Source organism: Methylophaga sp., from assembly GCF_030651745.1.
This window is the reverse complement of the sequence record NZ_JAUSCC010000022.1, coordinates 1-24,048: the sequence shown is the minus strand read 5'-3', so window position 1 is coordinate 24,048 and position 24,048 is coordinate 1. Positions and strand designations below refer to the sequence as shown.

Below are 24,048 nucleotides of genomic sequence, written 5' to 3'. Positions count from 1 at the left end.
AAAACACAATGATTGCCGACCAGCACAAGCTGCGTCGGCGCTTATTGCAGTTGCAGAATAAATCCGCCAATGAATCTGAATGGCTGAACCTGCAACAACAAATTGAAAAATCTCACCAACGTTACCTCTTACGCCTGGATAATCTTCCTAAACCATCCTTAAATGCTGATTTGCCGGTTATTGAACGCCGCCAGGATATTGCCACTGCCATTCAGCAACACCAGGTAATTATTCTTTGTGGTGAAACCGGTTCAGGTAAGACGACCCAGCTTCCACAAATCTGTTTAGAGCTTGGTCGAGGTGTGGCAGGCATGATTGGTCACACCCAGCCACGACGCATTGCAGCTCGAACCGTTGCCAGCCGTATTGCAGAAGAACTGGGCTCTCAACTCGGTGAAATTGTCGGTTATAAGGTTCGTTTTCATGATCAGGTGAAGGCTGATAAAAGCTATATCAAACTGATGACCGACGGTATTTTGCTGGCAGAAACGCAAAATGATCCGTTTCTCAGTCAATATGACACGCTGATAATTGATGAAGCCCACGAACGCAGTCTGAATATTGATTTTCTGCTGGGTTATCTGAAACAACTGCTCCCTAAACGCCCCGATCTGAAACTGATCATAACTTCGGCAACCATTGATACCCAACGCTTTTCAGAGCATTTCAATAATGCACCGGTTATAGAAGTCAGTGGCCGTACTTATCCTGTCGAAATCCGTTATCGGCCTTTATTGAGCCGCGATGATGACAGCGAAGATCTGGATTTTGTCGATGGAATTGTCAGCGCAGTTGATGAATTGTGCCGTGCCGGACCTGGTGATGTACTGATTTTTCTTTCAGGTGAACGCGATATTCGTGATGTTTCAGAGGCATTACGCAAACATCATCCGCCCAATACCGAAATTCTACCGTTATTTGCCAGACAATCGGCCAGTGAACAGAACCGGGTATTTAAAACCGGTGGCCCACGACGAATCATACTGGCGACTAATGTCGCTGAAACTTCATTAACGGTACCGGGAATTCGCTACGTTGTAGATCCCGGTCTGGCCCGTATCAGTCGCTACAGTGTGCGCAACAAAGTGCAGCGTTTACCGATTGAGAAAATATCTCAGTCCAGTGCCAATCAACGTTCTGGTCGATGTGGACGGGTGGCCGCCGGTATCTGTATTCGTCTTTACGATGAAGAGGATTTTGCTGCAAGACCAGCGTTTACTGATCCAGAAATTCTGCGTACCAATCTGGCTTCAGTGATTCTACAAATGACGGCGTTAAAACTCGGCGATCCCGCCAAGTTTCCGTTTATCAATCCCCCGCCGCCAAAGATGATCAATGATGGTTATCGATTGCTGGAAGAGCTTAACGCCGTAAATAACAAACGACAAATCACCGAAATCGGCCGACAACTGGCCAAACTGCCCATTGACCCACGTATTGCCAGAATGATTCTGGCGGCAAATGATCAAAACAGTCTGAATGAAGTTTTGGTGATCGCCAGTGCCCTGAGCATTCAGGATCCACGTGAACGGCCAATGGACAAACAACAGGCAGCTGATGAAGCTCACAGCAAATATAAAGATGAACGATCAGATTTTTTAGCGTTTCTCAAACTGTGGGATTTGTATCATGACCGTCAGAAACACTTGAGTCAGAACAAGTTTCGCAAATACTGTAAAGAAAACTACCTGTCGTTTTTGCGATTACGTGAATGGCATGATATTTATCAACAACTGCATGTGCAAACCACCCAGATGGGTTTTAAGCCAAATCAGCAGCCTGCGGAATATCAGGCCATTCATCAGGCTTTGCTGAGTGGTTTGTTAAGCAATGTTGCCATGAAAGCTGATCAGCATAGTTATGCCGGAACCCGTAATCTCAAACTGAAAATTTTCCCCGGTTCTGCCTTACACAAAAAAGGCCCGAAGTGGATTATGGCTGCCGAGCTGGTCGAAACCGGACAACTCTATGCGCGGATTGTCGCCAAAATTGAACCTGAATGGATTGAGCCAATTGCCGGTGAGTTGGTCAAGCGCCAATATAGTGATCCGCATTGGGAGAAAAAACCGGCACAAGTCGTCGCCTTTGAAAGTGTCAGCCTGTATGGTCTGCCCATTGTTAATCGCCGCAAGATTCACTATGGCCCTCTGGATCGTCCCACCGCTAACGAAATATTTATTCGAGAAGCGCTGGTTAATGGTGAATTCAATTGCCAAGCTGCGTTTTTCAAACATAACCGTCAGTTGATTGACGAAATAGAACTACTTGAACAAAAATCCCGACGCCGTGATGTGCTGGCAGATGAAGACACCCTGTTTGCCTTTTATCAACAACGTGTTCCCGGCGACATCATCAATGGACATGGCTTTGAAAAATGGCGTAAACAGGCTGAGCAAAAACAGCCGCAATGTCTGTTTTTAAGCCGTGAAATTCTGATGCAACATAACGCAGATCAGGTGACGGTAGAAAGTTACCCGGATCAGTTACTGGTCAACCGTGTGCCTTTGCCACTGGAATATCATTTTGAGCCCGGCAAACAACACGATGGCATTACCCAGACCATACCTCTGTCGTTACTCAATCAAAGTGATGCTGAGCGGTATGAATGGTTGGTACCGGGCCTGCTGCGTGACAAAGTCATTTTTCTGCTGAAAAGCCTGCCCAAATCCCTGCGTCGACATTTTATTCCAGTACCCGATTATGCCGATCGTTGCCTTAAAGCACTCACACCATACGAAGGCGCATTATTACCCACGTTAAGCGATCAATTACGCAAAATGACCGGTGTGGAAATCAAAGCCGATGACTGGCGTTTGGAAGATCTGCCGTTATATTTAAAAATGAACTTCAAACTGGTCGATGAACAAGGTCAGTTATTGGCTGAAAGTCGTGATTTAAACCAGTTAAAGCTGGACTGGTCAAAAGAAGCGGCGGCCAGTTTCCGGCAATTACCGGATTCAGACTATGAAAAAACCGGGCTGCTCGGATGGGATTTTGATGCATTTCCTGAGCAGATAGTAATGCAGCAAAACGGTCTGGAAATGACCGCCTACCCTGCTTTGGTTGATCGAGGTGATCATGTTGATCTGACATTGATGGACACTTTGCAGCAAGCCAAAACATTTTCGGCTATCGGTTTAAGGCGATTGTTTATGCTGGCCGAGAAAGACAAAGTCAAATACCTGCAGAAAAATCTGCCGGATATTCAGAAAATGTGTCTGCATTATGCCAATGTGCCTGCAGCACCGTTTGAAGAAAAAACAGCGCAACCAATCACGCCTTGCGAGCAGTTGAAACAGGACTTGATTGCAGTAGCATTTGATCGGTGTTTCTTGAAAGATCAAGACTGGCCACGCAGCAAACAGCAATTTGAACAACGGCTGCAACAACGCAGCAGTGAACTCATCAATATCGCCAATCAACTTGCCAGACTGATTGCCGAACCGTTAAGTGAATATCATGCGATTGCCAAACGCTTGTCCGGAAACATTCCACTAGCGGCTATGCATGCCGTTAAAGATATCCGCGAGCAATTAGCCTATCTGCTATATCAAGGATTTGTGCATCACACACCGGATGAAGCATTACAACGTTTACCGGCGTATTTTCGTGCTATCGGTGCACGTCTCGATAAACTCAAGACGGATCCCAACAAGGATCGCCAGCGACAACTGGAGGTTCAACCCCACTGGCAGCGTTATCTGAACAATAGCAAACGTGCTGATAACGAATCGATGCAGCAATACCGCTGGATGATTGAAGAGTTCCGTATCTCGGTTTTTGCTCAGGAAATCGGCACCGCCTACCCTGTTTCCGCCAAACGGTTAGATAAACAATGGGCTGAATGTTAGGGCTTGTTGAAGCTCCAGGCTCAGGCGTCAAAAATTTAACAAAACATTACTAAGCCATTCAGGCACAGTTCAGTTAACCGTTGCTACTCTGGGCTCAACTTCAACGAGTGGAGTAGATCATGAAAAAAACAATAACAAGCTTAAGTCTGGTCACAACGTTAGTACTTTCATCGCCGATGGTTATGGCCGGTGGCAAGCACCATAAACCATATCGAGGTGGCGAAATGGCCAAAGTCACCTATGTACAACCTATATATCGCGAAGTCCGTGTCAACTCCCCAGTCCGGGAATGCTGGGATGAACCGGTACGTCATTCACAACATCAATCTTATACCAGCACCATCGCCGGCGGCATTATTGGTGGCGTTGTTGGTAATCAATTCGGTGGTGGTAATGGTAAAACAGCCATGACCGTTGCCGGCACCCTGCTTGGTGGATCAGTTGGTCGGGATCTGGGTAACCGACATCAAAATGATGGTTACCGCTATCAACAGCAATGTCAGGTTCGTGACCGCTACCATACTGAACGTCAGATTGAAGGTTACGATGTGAGCTATCGCTATAAAGGCAGAGAATATTCAACGTTTATGGATTACCACCCGGGTGATTATGTTCCGGTCGATGTCGTGGTAAGCTCACCACCACGTCGTTATTATTAAAAGGTTAACCGTAGACATGTCATTACGCCTGACGACATTGTTGGTTTTATGCTGTACCGGCTTATGGTTTGAGCCGGTACAGGCTCAGGCTGGTTATAAAGTCACTGAGGGAAATAAACTCGATCCGCAAACCTATCATGGCTATGTGCTTTACCGAAACTGGTGTGCCCGCTGTCATGGAACATTTGCTCAAGGACTGGCAGGCCCCAATTTAGCCAACAGTCTGAATCAATCTTCTAAAGAAGAATTCATGCAGATTTTGTTTAAGGGTAAAAAAGGTCGTTCAGGTGTCATGCCCGGCTTTCAAGACAATCCCCAGATCGTCAATGGTCGCGAGCAACTCTACAGCTACTTACGTGCTCGGGCAGACAATGCCATTGGACCAGTACCCCCAGAACAGGGGCCAAAATAATGCGTTCACTGACTGGCCGCAGTTTGTTATTATCCATCTAAAACAAACGTACTAAAACTAAGGTTATTACATGAAATTTTCCTGGTATCTGCTGATTATGATGCTCACCTTACCGCTAACTGGTTATAGCGATCACTTACCGCCAGAAGCGGAAGCGGGAACCAGCATTAATGATATCGCCCTACCACTGACCAAAAAAACAGCTGCAGAACTGGCTCAAGTCGAATCGGGCGGCCGTGTGCTGTCGGTGGATCAAGAACAATATCAAAACCATACAATTTTTCGCGTCAAAGTATTGCATCAAAATGGTAAGGTAAAGACCTACCGACTGGATCGGGATACCGGATATCAAATGCAATAATTTATGCGTGTTTTACTAATCGAAGATGAACCACAGCTGCGTGAACAGATAGGTCAGCATTTACGTCAACAACAACTTACTATTGATATGAGTGCTGATGGTGAAGATGGATTATATCTGGGCACAGAATACCCTTACGATGTTGCTGTTATTGATTTAGGGCTGCCAAAACTGTCTGGTATCGAAGTGATTAAAAAGCTTCGTGAACAAAACATCACTTTTCCTATTTTAATATTGACTGCACGAGGTCGATGGCAAGACAAAGTTGAAGGTCTTGAAGCCGGTGCCGATGATTATCTTGTCAAACCCTTTCACTTTGAAGAATTACTGGCACGATTAAATGCTTTAGCCCGTCGTGCCGCTGGCTGGTCAAACTCCACCATGCGTTGTGGTCCGGTTGAACTGAATCCGGCATCACAACAAGTTATGGTGAATCAATCTCCAATCGAACTCACGGCCTTTGAATACCGCTTATTACATTATTTAATGCTTCATGCCGGTGAAGTCATCTCTAAAACCGAACTTACTGATCATATTTACGAACAGGATCAGGATCGTGACAGTAATGTCATTGAAGTATTTGTTAAACGACTGCGTAATAAACTGGATCCGGATAAATCCTTGAACCCGATTGAAACCCTTCGCGGCCGTGGTTATCGATTGACGTTACCTCGTGAATAAATTCACTCTGTCTTTGACCAATCGCCAGCTAATTGCTGTTACGCTGGTATTAAGTGCTTTTCTGGGAATTTCCGCGTTCAGCTTATTTAATGCGTTTGCCGGTAATGCCGAAACGGCTCAAAAGCAGCGTTTATTAAACTATGTCTACACACTGCTGACGGCTGCAGAAATCAGTCATGACGGTAAATTAATCATGCAGGATAAGCTGGCAGAACCTAAATTTTCCATCCCCAATTCCGGCCTTTACGCACAAATTACCAGTGGTGATAACATTGTCTGGCAATCACCGTCTGTCATTGGGTTATTTCTGGCACTTCCCTACCATCCCGGTCCCTCAGAGCAACTGTATAGTCAAATCAATCTTGATAATGGTATGAAATTACAGAATCTTGCCTTTGGTATCGTCTGGGAAAATGACGATGGTGAACATTTTGACTACACCATTAATGTGTCTGAAGATCAGCATATGCTGGAAGCACAGATTGATGAGTTTCAGTTAAACCTCTGGTATTGGATTGGCGGAACTGGTTTGATGTTACTAATTGCCCAGTGGCTAATTTTGCGCTGGAGTTTACAGCCGCTGCATAAGGCTGCCGCAGATCTGCATGCCATTGAAGCCGGAAAACAACAACGCCTTGGCGATAATTATCCCAGTGAACTGCAACAGCTCACCCGTAATATCAATAATCTGCTGGATCACGAGCAATCACGCCGGCAACGCTATAAAAACTCACTGGCTGATCTGGCTCACAGTCTGAAAACACCGTTGGCTTTATTACGTTCTGAGCTGGAAAGCTGTGATGATGTTGTCGCCTGCAAATTGACTGGTGAAGAGCAATTAGATCGAATTAATGCCTTAGTCGATTACCAACTGCAACGAGCCGCAACTGAAGGCAAAAGCAATCTTTTGGCACCGGTTTCGATAGGAGAAATCATCAATAAGCTGATGAATTCACTTAAAAAAGTCTATCAAAGCAAAAATATTCATACTCAATGCGAAATTGAGCGGGATGCGATGCTGCATGCTGATGAAGGTGATATGTATGAGTTGCTCGGCAATCTGCTGGAAAACGCCTTTAAATACTGCAACCACCAAGTAAATATCGTATTACGGCAGCAAAACCGCCGAATTGTCGTTCGAATCGAAGATGATGGACCCGGAGTACCGGCGCATGCCAGCGCTGATATTATCAAGCGCGGCAGACGCATCGATACCCAGATCGAAGGTCAGGGATTAGGCTTGGCTATTGCCAGTGATATTGTTGAAGCCTATCAAGGGAAAATCAGCGTGCAACCAAGTTATCTGGGCGGTGCCTGTTTCCTGATTGAACTCATCGATCACTGATTTTGCTGTAGCTGCTGCAGATACTTGAAGATTAACCGAGCCGATTTTGGTGGCTGTTGTTTGACGGCTTCCTGCTTGGCATTACGTACTAACTGCCGTACATGCTGATTATCAAACTCTTCAAACTGTCCACGTAACTCGGCCATCACAGTATCGTCTTCAATCAACAAACGATCACGCCAGTTTTCCAGCTGATGAAATTGTTCGGTTTGTGCCTGCAGTGGCTGCTTAAGCTGATCCAGTTTCTGCTGAATTTCTTCATGATCCAGTCGAGCAATGATGCCACCGATATAACCTTTCTGACGTTTTAGAGCGCCTTTGCTCATGGATTGCGCTTTAATTACCGCTTCTGTTAAATCTTCATCCAATTCCAGTTTTACCAAATCTTTTTTAGACAGATCAATTAAGTCCTCGCCTAATTTTTTCAGTGCATCCAGTTCACGTTTGATCCGTGATTTACTTTTAGGGATCGAAGACCAGTCAAATTCCTCATCAAGGTGATCCTGTTCATATTCTTCATTCATTATTATTCACCTTGTACTGTCACAATCACTCGACGCTGCTGACGATGCGTGCGATGTTCCCATAAATAAATGCCCTGCCAGATACCCAGGGCGCATTTGCCATTACTGACAGGTACCACCAAATCCGGATTGGTCAAAACGGTACGAATATGTGCACTCATATCATCCGGGCCTTCATCCTGATGTAAAAACATCGCATCACCATCAGGAACAATATGCTGCATAAAGGTTTCCAAATCACGTCTGACATCCGGATCGGCATTTTCGCAAATCATCAACGACGCGCTGGTATGTTGCACAAACACATGACAAGTACCGGTAGTAATTCCCGATGCTGCCACAATTTTGGCCACTTCGTCAGTGATATTAATGGTGCTGCGGCCTTTTAATTCAAATTGTAACTGCTGCTGCAGAATCATCTTGTTTTACCTTGTTCAAAAACAGCATAGGCTTTGCCAGAATCCAGAGCATTCCGAACGACATCGCCCGCTGCCATCTGATCTTTCACCAGTCCACAATGCCATAAGGCCATGGCGGTGCCATAAACCAGTAAATCATAGGCCACACCTTTTTCACCCTGCAAAGCGGTCAGACCACGTTGAGCGGATTCAGCAGCCGTTAACTGTTCCAATTCTGGCATGACGCCACGGGTTTGTTGACTGACACCAAAAGCCAACGGATCCAGTGAACAAGGTTTTAATGCACCATCAATCAATAAAAAGTTGTCCGAAGCTTCACGTAAGGTCGGCACAATGCCGCCCTCCAGACCACGCACTATCAACGCGCTGTCAAAACCACTCTGCTTTGCCAGATATGCAAGCACCGGCGGATAAGCTTTATGCACAAAGCCGATTTGTAAATGTGTCTTTTTAGCCTTAACCGGCATTACCAGTTTTTCCAGTGTCGCCAGACTTGGACGTTTAATCATTAAGCGGCGTAAATCCTGTAGAGCAAACAAACTCGGTGTAGTAATTGCCTGATCCAGATAGGCCCAACCAATATCAGCATGATTTAATTGCTTGGCAGCTTCAGCCACACTGAGGCGAATATTCGCTCCAGCCGCTTCTAAAACCTGTGCATGTGTGACACCAAATTTTGGTGCCATTTCGTAGACACCTTGAGATAAGGCTGGCAAACCACAGGCAGCCATTACTGCAGGTAAAAACGCAGCGATTGGACAATGACGGCTGAAACCATTAAACGGATCGGAAAGCAGCATGACATTTTCAACATCTAATGCCTGTTGGCCAGTGACTTCTTGCATGGCCAGCAATAAACCCAGGTTTTCCTCATCAGTCTCACGTTTCATCCGCAACGCAATCAGCATCACCGCCATTCGCACCGGATCGACTTTACCTGACAGGATCTCCCGCATCGCCTCGCGACTTTCCTCCAGACTGAGATCTTTACTCAGATGGGGGCCGGTAGCGACTTTTTTGATGGCATCAGCAACTGCACTCATTTAATTAATCCACTGTATTAAGGTCGCTTCATCGACCACTTCAATCCCGAGAGATTGGGCTTTATTCAATTTGGAACCGGCATCTCTACCAACCACCACATAATCGGTTTTGGCTGACACACTGCCCGCCACTTTGGCACCTAATGCCAATAATTTTTCTTTGGCTTCACTCCGTGACAGGTTTTCTAACGTGCCAGTCAACACGATGGTTTTACCGGCCAATTCGGAATCGGCATACACCGGCTTTTCTTCTGGCCAGTTCACCCCGGCCTGCAATAATCGCTGAATCACATCCAGATTATGTTGCTGACGGAAAAAGGTATAAATATGATGCGCGACCACTGGGCCGACATCTTCTATTTCAATCAATTCATCCTGTTCGGCAGCAATTAATTTATCCAGTTCAACAAAATGCAAAGCCAACGAACGCGCGGTAGCTTCACCAACTTCCCGAATACCTAATGCATATAAGAACCGAGCAAAGCGGGTATTTTTTGCATGGTTTAAAGCATTCACGAGATTTTCGGCAGATTTATCGCCCATACGTTCCAATGCAGAAAACTGTGCTTTGGTCAGATAAAACAAATCAGCTGGATCTTTGATTAATTCAGCGTCGACCAGTTGTTCAACAATCTTGTCGCCCAAGCCATCGATATCCAGCGCTTTACGGGAAGCAAAATGTTTAATCGCTTCTTTACGTTGCGCTCCACAGAATAATCCACCACTGCAACGGGCTATTGCCTCGCCTTCCACCCGTTCAACATCTGCACCACAAACCGGACACTGGCTGGGCATAACAAATTCGACGGCATTGACAGGACGTTTATCTTTCACGACTTGAACGACTTCCGGGATAACATCCCCGGCCCGTCGAATAATCACCGTATCGCCGATACGAACATCTTTACGGCGAACTTCATCTTCATTATGCAAGGTAGCATTACTGACAGTGACACCGCCGACAAATACCGGCTGTAATCGAGCAACCGGCGTTAACGCACCGGTACGTCCAACCTGTACTTCAATATCCAGAACCTGAGTAGTTTCTTCCTGCGCCGGAAATTTATAGGCAATCGCCCAGCGTGGTGCACGGGAAACAAATCCCAGACGTTCCTGTAATCGGCTGTCGTCAACTTTAAATACCACACCATCAATGTCATAAGACAGTCTGGCGCGACGCTCACCAAGTTGATGCAGATAATCAAGACAAGCTTCGACACCTTGCAGCTGTTGTGTATCCGGACTAACAGCCCCACCCCATTCGCTGATGATCTGCATAGCTTCAGTATGGCTGGCAGGACGCTCCATGCCCTGTAATTCACCAAGCCCATAACAGAACAACGCCAAAGGTCGTGCAGCGGTTACCGAAGAATCTAGTTGCCTTAATGAGCCTGCAGCGGCATTACGCGGATTAACAAAAAGCTTTTCATTATTGGCCAGACGTTGTTGATTGAGCTTCTCGAAGCCCGCCTTTGGCATATAGATTTCGCCACGAATTTCAACCACTTGCGGAACATTGTTGCCTTGGAGTTTTAATGGAATGTTGCGAATAGTGCGAACATTTTCAGTAACATCTTCACCTACTGCACCATCACCACGAGTAGCAGCCTGTACCAATAAACCGTTTTCATAACGAATGCTGATAGCCAGACCATCCAGTTTTGGTTCGGCAGCATAGGTAATTACCGCATCCGTGTTCAAACGATCACGAACTCGTTGGTTAAAAGCAGTTAATTCGGCTTCATCAAATACGTTATCCAGCGATAACATCGGCATCGCATGAGTAACTTGTGTGAATTTATCTAACGGCGCCGAGCCCACACGTTGGGTGGGCGAATCGGGGGTAACTAACTCAGGATTGTCCGTTTCCAGCTGTTTCAATTCGGCAAACAGGCGGTCATATTCCGCGTCGGTTATTTCCGGATCATCAGCGCTGTAATAGAGAAAGTTGTTACGGTTAATTAACTCTCGAAGTTGCGCTGCGCGGTCACTGATTTCAGTTGAAATCGTCATCAGATTTATTGCCTGCCTGCAAAGATAAATTCAATTCAAAAATTCTGTTACGAGTGGCTTCCAAATGCTTGTCAGTGATGGGTTCCCGTTTTTCATCACACAATATGCCGCCAAGATAAGCAGTCAATTGATGAGCGGTATCAAGCATGGAATCAAACACAGTCAGACCATTTACCGGCCCGGGTAAACGAGCAAACATCAATAATCCAGGGGTTTTCATTGCAATCATTTGATCCGGCAATAAAGTGCCAGGATCAAGAATATTGGCGACACTGAATAAAGTTTGACGGCGATTATTGACGGTATATCGATGATAAATCTGCATATCGCCAAAATGCATTTCCTGTTGATCCAATGCGGATTTAATAGCTCGGCCGGTAAACATCTGTGATTCTGGCGCCATGATTGTCAGCGCAACTACCATTTCCCAGTCTGGCGCTTCTTCTGGATCAGTTTCCTCAAAATCATCGTCACTTTCAAAATCGTCATCGGCTGCATCAAAATCCTGATCAGCTGAATCCAAACGAACTTTTACATCGGACGATAAATCCACCGTGTCTTGCGCAAAAACCGAATCAAACCGCGCATGAAAATCATTATTTTCCGTGGCATCAAACCGATCCAGTTCGCGCTCGAACTCTTGCGCACGCTGCTGCTGCCGCGTATGGGTATACCAGCCGCCGATCACCAGCGCCACTAAAACAACTACAGACAGAAGAATGATTTCAAACACTTAATTAAATCTACCAACTCAGGGATAATAACGGTTTTGTTAACTGTTAGAGATTACCTATGTCTACGCTACCAAGCAAACAACTGGAAACCTTCGATAACGCTGTACCGGAGCGGGATTATACCATCCACATCGAAACACCTGAATTTACTTGCCTATGTCCGAAAACCGGTCAACCGGATTTTGCCACGATTAAAATTGATTATGTACCGGATCTTAAATGCGTCGAACTGAAATCTCTGAAACTGTATTTCTGGTCATACCGTGAAGAAGGCGGTTTTCATGAAAAACTGACCAACCAAATCCTGACTGATCTGGTCGCCGCAACTGAGCCACGTTTTATGCGGGTAACCGGTATTTTCAATGTTCGTGGTGGTGTTTACACCAATGTCGTTGCCGAATACCGTAAGGAAGGTTGGGTTGCCCCAACACCTGTTCATCTCCCATAAACATGCGCAACAGCGCATGGATTGGCATTGATTTCGGCACCTCCGGGTGCCGGGTCTGCGCCATTGATAAATCCGGCGATATTATTGCTCACACTAAACAAAGTTTTCCCGCTTCACCAAACGCTTATCCCTCCCCCGAACAGCAATCAGAATTTCTTTTTAGTGCATTAAAAACGCTGTTAAGCGAACTTCCCAAGTTGATGATTGAGTCCATTTGTATTGATGCCACTTCTGGATCAGTAATGGTGTGTGATCCTCAGGGACAACCACTCAGTGAAATGTTGATGTACAACGATCAACAAGCCATTAAGGCAAGTGAGGTTATCGCTGAACTTGCGCCGACAAACTCAGCAGCACAGGGTGTCAGCAGTGGACTGGCAAAATTATTATATTTGCAGCGCTCATTGGCATTACCGGAAACGTATTTTCTATTACATCAGGCAGACTGGCTAGCTGTTCAGTTGGGTGCCAAACCCGGCATGACTGACTATAACAATGCACTTAAATCCGGATTTGATGTGCTCGACAATCGTTGGCCTGACTGGCTAGAGTCATTGACTACAAGTCACGTTTTACCCGAGGTTGTAGCACCGGGTACGGTGATTGGCAAAATGTCAGCAACCGTTCTGCAAAAGCTCGGCCTTAAACAAGCCTCACCTCCCCTCATTAAAGCAGGAACAACGGATAGTCTGGCTGCATTTATAGCAACCGGTGCCATCAACATCGGTGATGCTGTGACCTCACTGGGTTCAACACTTGTGTTAAAGCTTGTCTGTCAAAATCCAGTGTTTGATGCCAAACGTGGCATATACAGTCATAAACTTGGCAATCGCTGGTTGTGTGGTGGTGCATCAAATTCTGGTGGTGTGGTGTTAAGGCACTATTTCAGTGATGAGCAATTAGTCGCTTTAAGTCAAAAAATTGATTTGCAAATGCCAGTCGAAGATTATTATCCATTGCTAAAACCCGGTGAACGCTTTCCAATAGCCGATCCCGACTATCCTCCACGCATGCCTCCACAGTCTTCAGGAGATCAACAGTTTTTATATAGTTTACTATCAGGAATTGCCCGTATTGAAAAAGCCGGATATGAATGTCTGCAACAATTAAGTAATACTCCATTAAGCTCAATACGCAGTGTCGGTGGTGGTGCAAAAAATGCTGTGTGGACTCAACTTCGCCGATCATTAATAAACGTGCCTTTCAAACCAGTAGAACATACTGATGCTGCCTTCGGCAGTGCATTACTTGCAAAAGATGGTCTTAAGTTATTTCAATAAGGTATTGATGTATGGGTGATTTCATTCAAGGTTCGCGTTATTTATTAAGTGGTTTCAGGTTAATTAATCAACCTGGGGTGCGACGCTTCGCCTTTATTCCAATTCTGATAAACACCTTGTTGTTTGCTGGCGCTATCTGGTTTGGTATCAGCCAATTTGATTACTGGATGACTCAGTTAACACCAACCTGGTTACCGGAATGGTTGGCCAATGCTTTGATGTGGATCCTCTGGCCGGTGTTTGCGATTCTGATTGTATTAATCGTATTTTTCACCTTTTCGATCATTGCCAATATTGTCGCTGCTCCCTTTAATGGCTTATTGGCTGAAGCCGTTGAAAAACGTCTCGCCGATCAACCCCCTCCTGAACAAACTCTATGGCAGTTGGTTGCTGATACACCTCGGATGATCTTTAACGAATTACGCAAATTAGCGTACCTGCTGAAATGGATGATCCCGTTATTTATCCTGTCATGGATACCGGGTTTAAATCTGATTGCACCATTGTTATGGCTGTTTTTCTCCAGCTGGACCTTGGCACTTGATTATCATGACTATCCGTTAGGAAATCATCTGATGGGGTTTAAACAACAGCGGGAACTGCTCAGAACTAAACGTTCATTAGCTCTAGGCTTTGGCATGACCACATTGGGAGCGACAATGATTCCAATATTGAATTTTTTGATTATCCCGGTGGCTGTTGCCGGTGCGACGGCTCTTTATGTTGGGCGTTTACAAAGCCTTAGCCAAAGTACAACGCCCGTGAATTAGTTGCTCCCCCTCATACGCAACTGATTGTTCTAACCATAGGCCTGATAACCTGTAGGTCATTGCCTGCCACGAGCTTGCGCTATGTTTGAACGTCATTAACAGCATAATTCGCTGAAAATGGGCATCTCAGCTTAATCCTCAACTGACCTCGATTATATAGCTACTTAGACTCAATTAAGGCTATCTCTAGATTTCCCCTTACCTTTACATAAAAAAATCTTAACATTTAAGTGAAAACCTCTTGACAGGATAATAAGAACTATTATCATTCGTCTTTACATTTATTTACATAATAATGAATTCGACAGTTTTAACCAAAAATATCAAGTCTAAATTTACACCAGCATTAGCAACGTTAGTGAAGTTTTGTAGAGGCGCTACAACACGATTCTTATGCTGATCGACTTGTTTCAACATTTAAACCATAAGGAAAGAAAATGAGATTAAAACCACTTTACGTGATGCAGGTATTGGCAATCGCCAGTATTCCAATGTCTGCAAGCGCCGATACAGCCGCTAATACTCAATTTAAAATGCCTGCATTACAAGTCGTAGGTTCGGCAGACTCGAAAGAAGAAAGTATTTCACGTCAGACCGGTGCAGTAGTGCTCATTGACCGTGAAGAAATCGAACGGATTCAACCAACCTCAACCGAAGACGTTTTACGTCGTATCCCAGGTATCAATGTTAAAACTGAAGAAGAATCGGCAGTAGTCAGTAATATTGGCCTTCGTGGCCTATCTGCCAGTGAATCGAAATCACTGATTCTTGAAGATGGCGTTCCAGTTGCACCTGGCTTATTTATCGGAAATGACCGTTATTTCAATCCCCGAATTCAGCGTATGGAAGGTATTGAAATATTAAAAGGCTCTTCATCTTTACGCTATGGCCCATCAACTATCGGTGGGGTAATCAACTACCAAACTAAAACACCTGATGATGGCGTACATGTTTCAACTCGTGTAGGTTCATTTAACACACGTGAAGCAACTTTAGAGGCCGGTGGCCGCACAGAATCTGGTGATGCTTTTGCTGGTGTTGTGGCAACTCGTGCCCTGAGTGATGGCTTTATGGATAGAGGTTATGCAATGACCGATATCATGATTAAAGCTGGTGCAAAACTGAATGAAGATCACAGCTTAGGTGTTAAATATTCCTACTATCAAAATGATGCCAACATCTCTTACCGCGGCATGTTTCTGAATGATTACAAGTCAGGTAGAACATACAACCCGGCTCCAGATGATTATTTTCTGACGGATCGCAGAGCTGTTGATGTCAATCACGAATGGCAATTGAGTGATAATGTTACGCTTACTACGCTGGCCTATTGGAGTGAAATGTCGCGTGACTACTGGCGTTATGGAGTAAACACAGATGCTTCAAATGCAGCTGGACGTTGGGTCTACACTGATAGTCTTACCGGTAACAATCGCAGCTTTGAGCGCTATGGTGTTGAGTCTCGTTTAGCAATTGATCATAACCTCTTCGGCATAACCAATGAAACTGAGTTTGGTATCCGCTATATGCAGGAAGAGTCGGATGATAGAGCTGTCGGTGCTACCCGAGTTCAAGATCGCAGTGGGGTATTGAATAGACGCCTAAAGGATAAAGCCGACAGTATTGCTGGTTATGTCCAAAACCGCTTCGTTATTACTGATCGCTTTGCAGTCACACCAGGTCTTCGTGTTGAATCGTATGAGCAAAAACGTAACGTTTTAGTTGCTCAAAATATTGCAGATCTGGGTAAAGCCAAAACGAACAATACCGAAGTTCTGCCAGGTATTGGAGCCACCTATCAATTGATCCCAGAAGCACAGCTATATGGTGGTGTTTATAAAGCCTTCTCTCCAGCTTCAAATGGTGTCGCTCTGGATGGTCTGACGGATCAGAAGCTGGACGGTGAACGTTCAGTGAACTATGAATTGGGAATACGTGGTGGTGTTGATCGCGTTACCTATGAACTCACTGGTTTCTATATGGATTTCGATAACCAGGTGGTTACTGGTAACTCTGATCCAACTTTGTCACAATCTAATGCAGGTAAGACCAAGCATTATGGTCTGGAAGCAGCTTTGGGCTATGAATTAGGTGGTGGTTTCAGTGTCGATACAAACCTGACTTGGGTACCCTACTCACGATTTGAAACGGGTGAAAATAGCGGTAACCGTCTGCCCTATGCTCCTAAATTTCTGGCTAACGTAGCGTTGAACTATACTCAAGGTAAGTTCGCCACCTCCTTAACAGCGCATCACCGTGGTGAGCAATATGGTGATCCAACTAATCGCAAAGATATTCCTGACGATGCGGCGGGTGGTATCTGGGGTGGTCTGATACCTTCCTACACTGTCTACGATCTTTTTGCACAGTATCAGGTTAGCGAACAGCTGCGTGTACGTGGCGCAGTTAAAAATCTGACTGATAAACAATACATTACCGGTTTACGCCAAGGTATTTACGTTGGTCCAGAGCGTTCGTTTGAAGTTGGTTTTGATTACAGCTTCTAAATCTGAAACTATGGAGGTGCGGCAATTCTGTCGCACCTCAATTTCTGATAAATCTGCTTTTCTCTATTTAAATACTAATTCATCCAGCAACATTTCAATCTCGTGATCACAGGAACCACAGCCTGAAATTGCGCCGGTTTTTCGTGAAATGGTATCGCTATCCACTATGCCCTGCTCTACCAGACTGATAATTTTGCCTCGTGTAGTACCGCTGCAATCACAAATCACCTCATCGATATTTTCATTAGTGTTGTTTTTATTATCCATCCTGCTTACCTGGTAAAAATAATTGTGGAGAAGATTTCTCCGGTTTGGTTTAGCATATTAAATTACGTTAGTGCTGATTAACCCAAGTTATTGTGACGTCAAACTCAAGCTGAAATAGTCATTAGTAATGAATTGTTCTTGATCAGACAAGCGCCTTCTCAATATTTATCCCATTTTAATTGCGTCATCAAAGGATTTAACTGCATGTTGAGTTATCAATCTCTACATCAAAATTTCAACGTGTCACGTCGTTCAAAGAGCTTTTATGGGCTTTTAAGCATCATTATTATGAGCTTGTATTTTCATACGGCATACGCTGAAACATCTGTTGAGAAAGATGCCAAGGGTTCCGAATTTTCCCATAACACGGTTATCGAATTAGCACGTCAACTTGCGGAACAAGAATTTAAAGAGCCCGCGAATGCACCTGAAGAACTAAAAAAACTGGATTATTCCACTTATAGGCAAATCAATTATCAAGAAAATGCTGCCATTTGGGGGGGAACGCCGACCAAGTTTTCGGTGCAGTTATTCGCGCCAGGTTTTTTGTATAAGGATTTGATTGATATTGATGTTGTGGAAAGTGGAAAATCGTTTCCGCTTGAAGTGTCAGAAACTTCCTTTCGTGTTCCTAATGAATCTATCGGAAAAAAGCTTGCGGAAGTGGGTAAGTATGCCGGTCTGCGACTGCACTACCCGTTAAACGATGATAAATATCAGGATGAATTTATTGTATTTCAGGGCGCCAGCTATTTCCGCGTAATTTCCAAAGGTCAATTATACGGTGTTTCAGCTCGTGGGTTGGCGATTGATGTCGCCCAGCCGAAAGGCGAAGAGTTTCCGTTGTTTAAACGTTTCTGGATTGAACGCCCTTCTTCGAAACAAAATTCCATTGTGGTCCATGCCTTACTGGATAGTAAAAGCGTGACTGGAGCCTATCGTTTCGGAATACATCCTGGCTCAACCAGCAAAGTGGAGGTCCAAGCCATTCTGTTTCCCCGCACCGACGTTAAACATGTCGGTCTCGCACCATTAACCTCAATGTTTATGCATGGTGGAATGGATCGCCCTGACCAACTGGATTATCGCCCTGCTGTGCATGATTCTGAAGGCTTGCAAATGCGCAACGGTCTGGGTGAACGGATATGGCGTCCGCTGAGTAATCCTCAGACGCTACAAATCAGTGCTTTTATCGATGAAAACCCGAAAGGTTTTGGTTTGATTCAGCGTCATCGAGACTTTGGTCACTATCAGGATCTTGAAGCCAATTATCATCAACGGCCTTCTATATGGATTGAACCAGTTGGTAATTGGGGAAAAGGTCAGGTTGAGTTGGTTGAGATTCCGTCGGCCTCAGAAGAAAATGACAATATCGTTGCCTATTGGAAACCAGCTGATGGCTTGAAAAAAGGCGAGCCGTTTGAGTTTGCCTATACGTTAACGTCTCCCGATGATATACCCACCAATCAAAACAGACCTCGCATTGTCGGCAGTGCCAGTGGCCTGAAGTTATTCGATGGCAACAAAGAAATCTTGATTGATTACAGCAATATCAACAGCGATGATATTGCACAAATTAACGTAATTGCCAGTATTAGTAAGGGCAAAATCTTAGAAAGCCGCATCGAAGCAAATCCGCATATTAATGGTGCACGAGTTTTTATAACATTTGATTCTCAAGATGCAGATGTTGCGGAGTTACGAGTACAACTCAACAAAGGTGATAAACAAGCCGCACCAACCTGGCTTTACAGATGGTTAAGCAGAGACTGGAACAATTCTTTATGAGCGTTGAGTTATTAACCAACACTAATGAAAAAAACATCGCCTATGAACGCGCTCTGCCCGCTGAGTCGCCATTGCCCATGCCAAGGCATGGTGTATACGAACAGGGCTTGTCAATGCGTCATAATCAACGGACGTTTTTTTATATATTAAGGACGTTGATTTCCAGATTGTTTGTGCTGGCAGTAATGCTTGGATTGTCTTATTACGGCATTACCGAAATCTATGGCGTATTAAGTACCACTAACAATGTCACCTACTTACAGTGGCTGTTTTTAATTCTGTTCAGTATTAACTTTCTCTGGGTATCGTTTGCATTTGCTCAGGCCTTGCTGGGTTTTTTACTGCATCTCAAACCAAGGCTGATAAAACAGGCAGAACAAGAAGCTGATTTCACCACTGCGATTTTGTTGCCTATCTATAACGAAGATCCGATACGAATCAAAGCCGCTTTAACAGTCATGCGTGATGACTTATTAAACAAAGCACCGGGTAAATATGCCTTTTTTATCCTCAGTGACACTAATAAAGCAGATGCCTGGATTGCCGAAGAGCAAGCCTTTCTTGAATTGATTAATAAAGATGAAACAGGCTGCCCGGTTTACTATCGCCGTCGTCAGCAAAATACCGAGCGTAAAGCCGGTAATATCGGTGATTGGGTAGAGCGCTGGGGTGGTGCTTATGAAGCGATGATTGTGCTGGATGCTGACAGTGTGATGAGCGCCGAATGCATGATCAGGTTATCCCAACGAATGGCGGCATCGCCCGGTGTCGGCTTGATACAGACTTTGCCGACAATTATCAGAGCCAACACACTTTATGGGCGTTTACAGCAATTCGCTAACCATTGTTTTGGGCCTATTTACGCTGAAGGTTTGTCAGCATGGCATGGTTTATCTTCCAATTTTTGGGGACATAATGCGATTATCCGCACCCGTGCGTTTGCTGAATCATCACATCTGCCGATTTTGCCGGGTAAACCGCCATTTGGTGGTCATGTATTAAGTCACGACTTTATTGAAGCAGCCTTATTACGCCGTGCTGGCTGGGGTGTGCGATTTGATACCGATATTAAAACCAGCTTTGAAGAATCGCCACCGTCGTTAATTGATGTAATGATTCGTGACCGGCGGTGGTGTCAGGGCAATCTGCAACATACACCGTTTATGTTTGCTCAGGGTTTTGTATTACCAACACGCCTGCATATTTTTTCAGGACTGATGTCCTATTTAAGTGCGGTTTTCTGGTTATCGTTAATCGTCGTGGGTTTAGCTATCGCCGTTCAGGCAACCTATGTTCGCCCGGAATATTTTGCTAATCCATCGCTGTTCCCTACCTGGCCGGTATTTGACTCTGAACGGGCATTGAATTTATTTATTGTCTCAATGGCTATTGTCATAGCACCAAAAGTATTTGGCTGGTTTGCTGCTTTGATCAATATTCCACGATGCATGCAGTTTGGTGGTCCAATTCTGCTGACCTTGAGCACCCTGCTGGAAATGATCATGTCAGCTTTATATGCCCCAATTTTGATGGTGCATCAGTTTAGCGTAGTTGTCGGCATTTTCCGGGGTAAAGACAGTGGCTGGATGCCACAATCACGGGATGACGGTGCCCTAAGCTGGGCTTCGGTTGCCCGTGCTCATATAGGCCACACTATATTTGGTATTATTCTTGCCATTATTTCGTTAGTACTTAGTAGAGAATTGTTTTATTGGTTGTTACCTATTACTGGCGGATTGATGTTATCAATTCCACTATCCTGGATAAGCGGTGGTGCCAGACGCAGCAAATTGATCAAATGGCTGGGTCTATTACGGGCACCTGAAGAGAAATATCCAGCGCCAATTATTACCGCTTTAGAAATACAGCTATCTCAGCTTTCGGATCAGCCTAAACAACATGCGTTTATTCGTTTGCTTCATGATCCTCAGTTATGTCAGTGGCATATCGCACAACTGCCAGATGATGCCGGTCAACGTCCGGTGTTTCATCCCCCAAGAATTCTGGCGGAATGGAAAGTGCGTCATGCCGATAATATGCAACAACTCGAATCATGGCTTGAACCAGCAGAATCAATAGCCTTTTTGAGTCAGCGTGATTGTCTGCAGCAATTGAAGAGCCTGGAAAATGTATTCCTGAAAAAGGTTGGTTAGGTCAGTTTGACAAACCTTTGAGTTCAGCAATAAAAGCAACTTAACAGCGTTTACGTTTGATGGTCATTTTTCTGCACTATCAAATAAAGATGTAATTCGGGGTATTGATCGTATTCAAGATGCCTGCACACCGCCCCTGCTCTATCAATCAGTCTGAGGGTTTCGGGAATGCCTAACACACTGTAATACATCGGAGGTCCCATAACGGCATCAGTTTTTTCAGATGCTGTGTCCATTGCACCCGTGGTAAAAATCAGTATGCCTCCCGGTGTCAGTGCATCAATTAACTTGGTCAATACCGGTTGCTGCTGATCTAATGGCAAATGCCAGATGCTATCCCAGGCAGAGATAAAGTCATATTGGTGCGGAAAGCTCCAGTCACAGATATCAGCGTGATGGAAAATAGTGTTTGGATGTCTTTTACGGGCAAAGTCCAGCATTTTGGTTGAGATATCCAGCCCTTCAACATCAAAGCCGTGACTCATTAACAAATCTAAAATACGCCCACTGGCCCCACAACCTATATCCAGAGCCTTGGTTTTGTGTTTTACAAAAGCGATAGCCCGTTCGTGCTGTTTGATGCCGTTGTCACGGTTAAAGCTATCACTGTTCCACACGTCAGCAATCTGATCATAACTTTCGGCGACTTGCTGTGGTTTCATCTGTGTTTTATCACCCTATAATTTATTCAACGCGACATGAATTCGTTCAACAGCCTGAATCAAACGAGCTTCATCCGTGGTATAAGCGAATCGCACATGTTGATCGGCAAGATGTAATCCGAAGTCGTTACCTGGCGTAATCGCCACCCCGGCTTCACTGAGCAGATATTTAGATAACGCCATCCCATCAGCGATTTTGTCATTCAATAATTTGCTGCAATCAGCATAGATATAAAACGCACCTTGTGGTTTCACGGGAATGGTAAAACCTAAAGATTGCAATGCCGGTAATAATATATCCCGCCTTTGTTCAAAAGCCGCGCGACGCTGTTCAAGAATATCCAGACTGTTCTGCTCAAATGCAGCCAATGCAGCATGTTGTGCGGTAGTTGGGGCAGCTAGAAACAGATTTTGTGCCAAGCGATCCATCACCGGTTCCAGGCTTTCCGGTACCACCAACCAACCTAACCGCCATCCTGTCATGCCAAAAAACTTAGAAAAGCTATTAATAACGATGGCTTCATCATCCACTTCAAGGATGGAAGGTAAATGAACTCCATCGTAATTCAACCCATGATAAATCTCATCGACAACTAATACCCCCCGCTTGGCTTTCACTGCCTCTGAGAGCGCTTTTAAGCCGTCTTTATCGATAATGGTGCCAGTTGGGTTAGATGGCGTGGCAACCAGGGCCATTTGCGTGTCCTGATTCCAGTATTTTTCAATATGATCCGGAGATAATTGATAAGCCGTATCTGGCCCGACTGGAACAGAAACGGCAGAGGCTTCAACAAAGCGGGCAAAATGCCGATTACAGGGATAGCCGGGATCCGTCATCAATAAATGCTTGCCCGCTTCTAACAATGCTCCCATAACCAAAAGCAAAGCACCTGATGCCCCCGGAGTGATGACTATGCGTCGCGGTGAAATGACAAGACCATATTGCTGTTGATACCAGCCAGCAATTTTTTCACGTAACGCCATTAATCCTAATGATGGCGTGTAAAACGTATCACCTTGTTTTAACGATGCTATTGCAGCATCAATAATTGGCTGTGGGGTCTGAAAATCCGGCTCACCGATTTCAAGGTGAATAATATCTTTTCCCTGAGCCTGTAATACTTTTCCCTGCGATAAAATATCCATCACCTGAAACGCTTTAATATCCAGTGCGCGTTGCGCGATGTTAATTGGCTTTGGCATGTAAATCCTGAATTGTTTGAGCAGTGATATAGCTCGTATTAATTGGTGAACCCGCAATGACTTTCGACGGCGATTCCGGTTCACCAAGTTGATCCACCACACACACTGCCTGGTTGAAATCTTCTTCCTCCGTATAGTCATTCAGAGTCACCAGAGTGGATATGTCCGCTGCGCAAGCAGCCTGCAAACCATTGTTGGAATCTTCAATTGCCAAACATTCACTGGCTTCCAATTGCAATTGTTGCAGGCAATAGAGGTAGATATCTGGCGCGGGCTTTTTAGCCGGCACAATATCACCCGCTGCAATGCAATCAAACCAGTTCAATGCCGCTTCACCCAGTGTCGCCTTAATTAATCCTGTTACATTCTCTGGCGTCGAGGTTGTGGAAATCGCCAGTCGAACTCCAGCCGCGCGTAATTCTTCTATCAGCCTTTTGACCCCTGTCCGTAACTGAATCGCCTGACTTTCCAGCAGGGCCACATAATGCCAGTTTTTATCTGCATGTAATTTGGCAATCATGTCTCGATAATCACCTGCAAAACCACACTGCAAATGAAAATTTTCCAGATAATACTGGAGGCGTTCTTTACCGCCTGTTATCGACAATAATTTGCCATAAAGTTGCTCATCCCAATGCCAATCCAGACCCGCATCGGCAAATGCGCGATTGAAAGCAATACGATGACCATCACGCTCAGTTTCAGCGAGTGTGCCATCCACATCGAATATAACGGCTTTTAATTGTTTCATTAGTCTCGTAAGGCGTAAAAATGAGTTAAAATAGCGCAATTATTTTGCACATGCCCGAAGCTTCTGGTATAGATGCGCCCTTGTTTTTAGAAAGTATGAGGTTTGCCAACATGGACCCGAACCAAGATGATGTAAGTTTCACCCCGTATCAACCGGGTAGTGATGAAGAATACATGA

Annotated in this window: 21 protein-coding genes; 12 read left to right on the top strand and 9 right to left on the bottom strand. The window is 44.9% G+C overall.

From position 1 onward, the window contains the following. Positions 1–8: 8 nt before the first annotated feature. From hrpA to Q7V21_RS01760, 6 genes are all read left to right on the top strand, one after another. Positions 9–3,851 carry an ATP-dependent RNA helicase HrpA gene (hrpA, locus tag Q7V21_RS01785; RefSeq protein WP_370654039.1) on the top strand — a complete coding sequence of 1,281 codons (3,843 nt, stop codon included), beginning with the start codon at positions 9–11 and terminating at the stop codon, positions 3,849–3,851. A 119-nt stretch (positions 3,852–3,970) separates the two neighbouring features. After that, a complete protein-coding gene (locus Q7V21_RS01780) occupies positions 3,971–4,510 on the top strand; it encodes a glycine zipper 2TM domain-containing protein (protein ID WP_304915642.1) in 540 nt (179 codons plus the stop codon). Between the two features lie 16 nt (positions 4,511–4,526). Then, positions 4,527–4,922 (top strand): cytochrome c, encoded by a 396-nt coding sequence (locus Q7V21_RS01775; protein WP_304915641.1) that lies wholly within the window; start codon positions 4,527–4,529, stop codon positions 4,920–4,922. Between the two features lie 70 nt (positions 4,923–4,992). Then, positions 4,993–5,283, top strand: coding sequence for a PepSY domain-containing protein (locus Q7V21_RS01770; RefSeq protein WP_304915640.1), 291 nt, complete (start codon positions 4,993–4,995; stop codon positions 5,281–5,283). Between the two features lie 3 nt (positions 5,284–5,286). After that, positions 5,287–5,964 carry a response regulator transcription factor gene (locus Q7V21_RS01765; RefSeq protein ID WP_304915639.1) on the top strand — a complete coding sequence of 226 codons (678 nt, stop codon included), beginning with the start codon at positions 5,287–5,289 and terminating at the stop codon, positions 5,962–5,964. Continuing rightward, entirely contained in the window at positions 5,957–7,309 is a 1,353-nt protein-coding gene (locus tag Q7V21_RS01760) for an ATP-binding protein (protein ID WP_304915638.1), read from the top strand. The genes Q7V21_RS01765 and Q7V21_RS01760 overlap by 8 nt, the downstream gene beginning before the upstream one ends. Here the strand turns inward: Q7V21_RS01760 and yjgA are convergent. The 5 genes from yjgA to Q7V21_RS01735 are packed head-to-tail and all read right to left on the bottom strand — an operon-like array spanning position 7,303 to position 12,041. Beyond that, a complete protein-coding gene (gene yjgA, locus Q7V21_RS01755; RefSeq protein ID WP_304915637.1) occupies positions 7,303–7,833 on the bottom strand; it encodes a ribosome biogenesis factor YjgA in 531 nt (176 codons plus the stop codon). The genes Q7V21_RS01760 and yjgA overlap by 7 nt on opposite strands. A gap of 2 nt (positions 7,834–7,835) precedes the next feature. Beyond that, positions 7,836–8,252 carry a secondary thiamine-phosphate synthase enzyme YjbQ gene (locus tag Q7V21_RS01750; protein ID WP_304915636.1) on the bottom strand — a complete coding sequence of 139 codons (417 nt, stop codon included), beginning with the start codon at positions 8,250–8,252 and terminating at the stop codon, positions 7,836–7,838. After that, on the bottom strand, positions 8,249–9,295 hold the full coding sequence (locus Q7V21_RS01745; RefSeq protein WP_304915635.1) for an anthranilate phosphoribosyltransferase: 1,047 nt from the start codon (positions 9,293–9,295) through the stop codon (positions 8,249–8,251). The genes Q7V21_RS01750 and Q7V21_RS01745 overlap by 4 nt, the downstream gene beginning before the upstream one ends. Beyond that, positions 9,296–11,308, bottom strand: a complete 2,013-nt coding sequence (gene ligA / locus Q7V21_RS01740; protein ID WP_304915634.1) for an NAD-dependent DNA ligase LigA — start codon at positions 11,306–11,308, stop codon at positions 9,296–9,298. Further along, entirely contained in the window at positions 11,292–12,041 is a 750-nt protein-coding gene (locus Q7V21_RS01735) for a cell division protein ZipA C-terminal FtsZ-binding domain-containing protein (protein WP_304915633.1), read from the bottom strand. Before Q7V21_RS01735 ends, ligA begins: the two co-directional genes overlap by 17 nt. Positions 12,042–12,100: 59 nt before the next feature. Here Q7V21_RS01735 and queF point away from each other — a divergent pair, with 59 nt between their 5' ends. The 4 genes from queF (at position 12,101) to Q7V21_RS01715 (ending at position 17,047) form a co-directional block, all read left to right on the top strand. Continuing rightward, positions 12,101–12,490 (top strand): preQ(1) synthase, encoded by a 390-nt coding sequence (gene queF, locus Q7V21_RS01730; RefSeq protein ID WP_014707089.1) that lies wholly within the window; start codon positions 12,101–12,103, stop codon positions 12,488–12,490. A 2-nt stretch (positions 12,491–12,492) separates the two neighbouring features. After that, complete coding sequence (locus Q7V21_RS01725) at positions 12,493–13,770, top strand: FGGY-family carbohydrate kinase (protein WP_304915632.1); 1,278 nt, start codon at positions 12,493–12,495, stop codon at positions 13,768–13,770. A gap of 11 nt (positions 13,771–13,781) precedes the next feature. Continuing rightward, a complete protein-coding gene (gene cysZ, locus Q7V21_RS01720) occupies positions 13,782–14,540 on the top strand; it encodes a sulfate transporter CysZ (protein ID WP_304915631.1) in 759 nt (252 codons plus the stop codon). 437 nt (positions 14,541–14,977) lie between these two features. Beyond that, the gene (locus Q7V21_RS01715; protein ID WP_304915630.1) at positions 14,978–17,047 is read left to right on the top strand and encodes a TonB-dependent siderophore receptor; all 2,070 of its coding nucleotides are present in this window, start codon (positions 14,978–14,980) and stop codon (positions 17,045–17,047) included. Between the two features lie 63 nt (positions 17,048–17,110). On the opposite strand, the gene Q7V21_RS01710 is transcribed toward Q7V21_RS01715, so the two are convergent. Further along, positions 17,111–17,314, bottom strand: coding sequence for a (2Fe-2S)-binding protein (locus Q7V21_RS01710; RefSeq protein WP_304915629.1), 204 nt, complete (start codon positions 17,312–17,314; stop codon positions 17,111–17,113). A gap of 288 nt (positions 17,315–17,602) precedes the next feature. On the opposite strand from Q7V21_RS01710, the gene Q7V21_RS01705 reads away from it, so the two are divergent. After that, positions 17,603–19,102, top strand: coding sequence for a glucan biosynthesis protein G (locus Q7V21_RS01705; protein ID WP_304915628.1), 1,500 nt, complete (start codon positions 17,603–17,605; stop codon positions 19,100–19,102). Continuing rightward, complete coding sequence (gene mdoH / locus Q7V21_RS01700) at positions 19,069–21,255, top strand: glucans biosynthesis glucosyltransferase MdoH (protein WP_304915627.1); 2,187 nt, start codon at positions 19,069–19,071, stop codon at positions 21,253–21,255. The genes Q7V21_RS01705 and mdoH overlap by 34 nt, the downstream gene beginning before the upstream one ends. 50 nt (positions 21,256–21,305) lie before the next feature. Here the strand turns inward: mdoH and Q7V21_RS01695 are convergent, their stop codons facing one another. Genes Q7V21_RS01695 through Q7V21_RS01685 form a run of 3 tightly spaced genes read right to left on the bottom strand, consistent with a single transcriptional unit; the run spans position 21,306 to position 23,871 of the window. After that, a complete protein-coding gene (locus Q7V21_RS01695) occupies positions 21,306–21,917 on the bottom strand; it encodes a trans-aconitate 2-methyltransferase (RefSeq protein ID WP_304915626.1) in 612 nt (203 codons plus the stop codon). A 15-nt stretch (positions 21,918–21,932) separates the two neighbouring features. Then, a complete protein-coding gene (locus tag Q7V21_RS01690) occupies positions 21,933–23,120 on the bottom strand; it encodes a pyridoxal phosphate-dependent aminotransferase (protein ID WP_304915625.1) in 1,188 nt (395 codons plus the stop codon). Next, positions 23,104–23,871 carry an HAD family hydrolase gene (locus Q7V21_RS01685; protein ID WP_304915624.1) on the bottom strand — a complete coding sequence of 256 codons (768 nt, stop codon included), beginning with the start codon at positions 23,869–23,871 and terminating at the stop codon, positions 23,104–23,106. Before Q7V21_RS01685 ends, Q7V21_RS01690 begins: the two co-directional genes overlap by 17 nt. Between the last annotated feature and the right edge of the window lie 177 nt (positions 23,872–24,048).

Excerpts from the sequence above, each read along its gene's own strand:
- hrpA (WP_370654039.1), top strand. The coding sequence starts at position 9 with ATGATTGCCGACCAGCACAAGCTGCGTCGGCGCTTATTGCAGTTGCAG.
- Q7V21_RS01780 (WP_304915642.1), top strand. The coding sequence starts at position 3,971 with ATGAAAAAAACAATAACAAGCTTAAGTCTGGTCACAACGTTAGTACTT.
- Q7V21_RS01775 (WP_304915641.1), top strand. The coding sequence starts at position 4,527 with ATGTCATTACGCCTGACGACATTGTTGGTTTTATGCTGTACCGGCTTA.
- Q7V21_RS01770 (WP_304915640.1), top strand. The coding sequence starts at position 4,993 with ATGAAATTTTCCTGGTATCTGCTGATTATGATGCTCACCTTACCGCTA.
- Q7V21_RS01765 (WP_304915639.1), top strand. The coding sequence starts at position 5,287 with ATGCGTGTTTTACTAATCGAAGATGAACCACAGCTGCGTGAACAGATA.
- yjgA (WP_304915637.1), bottom strand. The coding sequence starts at position 7,833 with ATGAATGAAGAATATGAACAGGATCACCTTGATGAGGAATTTGACTGG.
- Q7V21_RS01750 (WP_304915636.1), bottom strand. The coding sequence starts at position 8,252 with ATGATTCTGCAGCAGCAGTTACAATTTGAATTAAAAGGCCGCAGCACC.
- Q7V21_RS01745 (WP_304915635.1), bottom strand. The coding sequence starts at position 9,295 with ATGAGTGCAGTTGCTGATGCCATCAAAAAAGTCGCTACCGGCCCCCAT.
- ligA (WP_304915634.1), bottom strand. The coding sequence starts at position 11,308 with ATGACGATTTCAACTGAAATCAGTGACCGCGCAGCGCAACTTCGAGAG.
- queF (WP_014707089.1), top strand. The coding sequence starts at position 12,101 with ATGTCTACGCTACCAAGCAAACAACTGGAAACCTTCGATAACGCTGTA.
- Q7V21_RS01725 (WP_304915632.1), top strand. The coding sequence starts at position 12,493 with ATGCGCAACAGCGCATGGATTGGCATTGATTTCGGCACCTCCGGGTGC.
- cysZ (WP_304915631.1), top strand. The coding sequence starts at position 13,782 with ATGGGTGATTTCATTCAAGGTTCGCGTTATTTATTAAGTGGTTTCAGG.
- Q7V21_RS01715 (WP_304915630.1), top strand. The coding sequence starts at position 14,978 with ATGAGATTAAAACCACTTTACGTGATGCAGGTATTGGCAATCGCCAGT.
- Q7V21_RS01710 (WP_304915629.1), bottom strand. The coding sequence starts at position 17,314 with ATGGATAATAAAAACAACACTAATGAAAATATCGATGAGGTGATTTGT.
- Q7V21_RS01705 (WP_304915628.1), top strand. The coding sequence starts at position 17,603 with ATGAGCTTGTATTTTCATACGGCATACGCTGAAACATCTGTTGAGAAA.
- mdoH (WP_304915627.1), top strand. The coding sequence starts at position 19,069 with ATGGTTAAGCAGAGACTGGAACAATTCTTTATGAGCGTTGAGTTATTA.
- Q7V21_RS01695 (WP_304915626.1), bottom strand. The coding sequence starts at position 21,917 with ATGAAACCACAGCAAGTCGCCGAAAGTTATGATCAGATTGCTGACGTG.
- Q7V21_RS01690 (WP_304915625.1), bottom strand. The coding sequence starts at position 23,120 with ATGCCAAAGCCAATTAACATCGCGCAACGCGCACTGGATATTAAAGCG.
- Q7V21_RS01685 (WP_304915624.1), bottom strand. The coding sequence starts at position 23,871 with ATGAAACAATTAAAAGCCGTTATATTCGATGTGGATGGCACACTCGCT.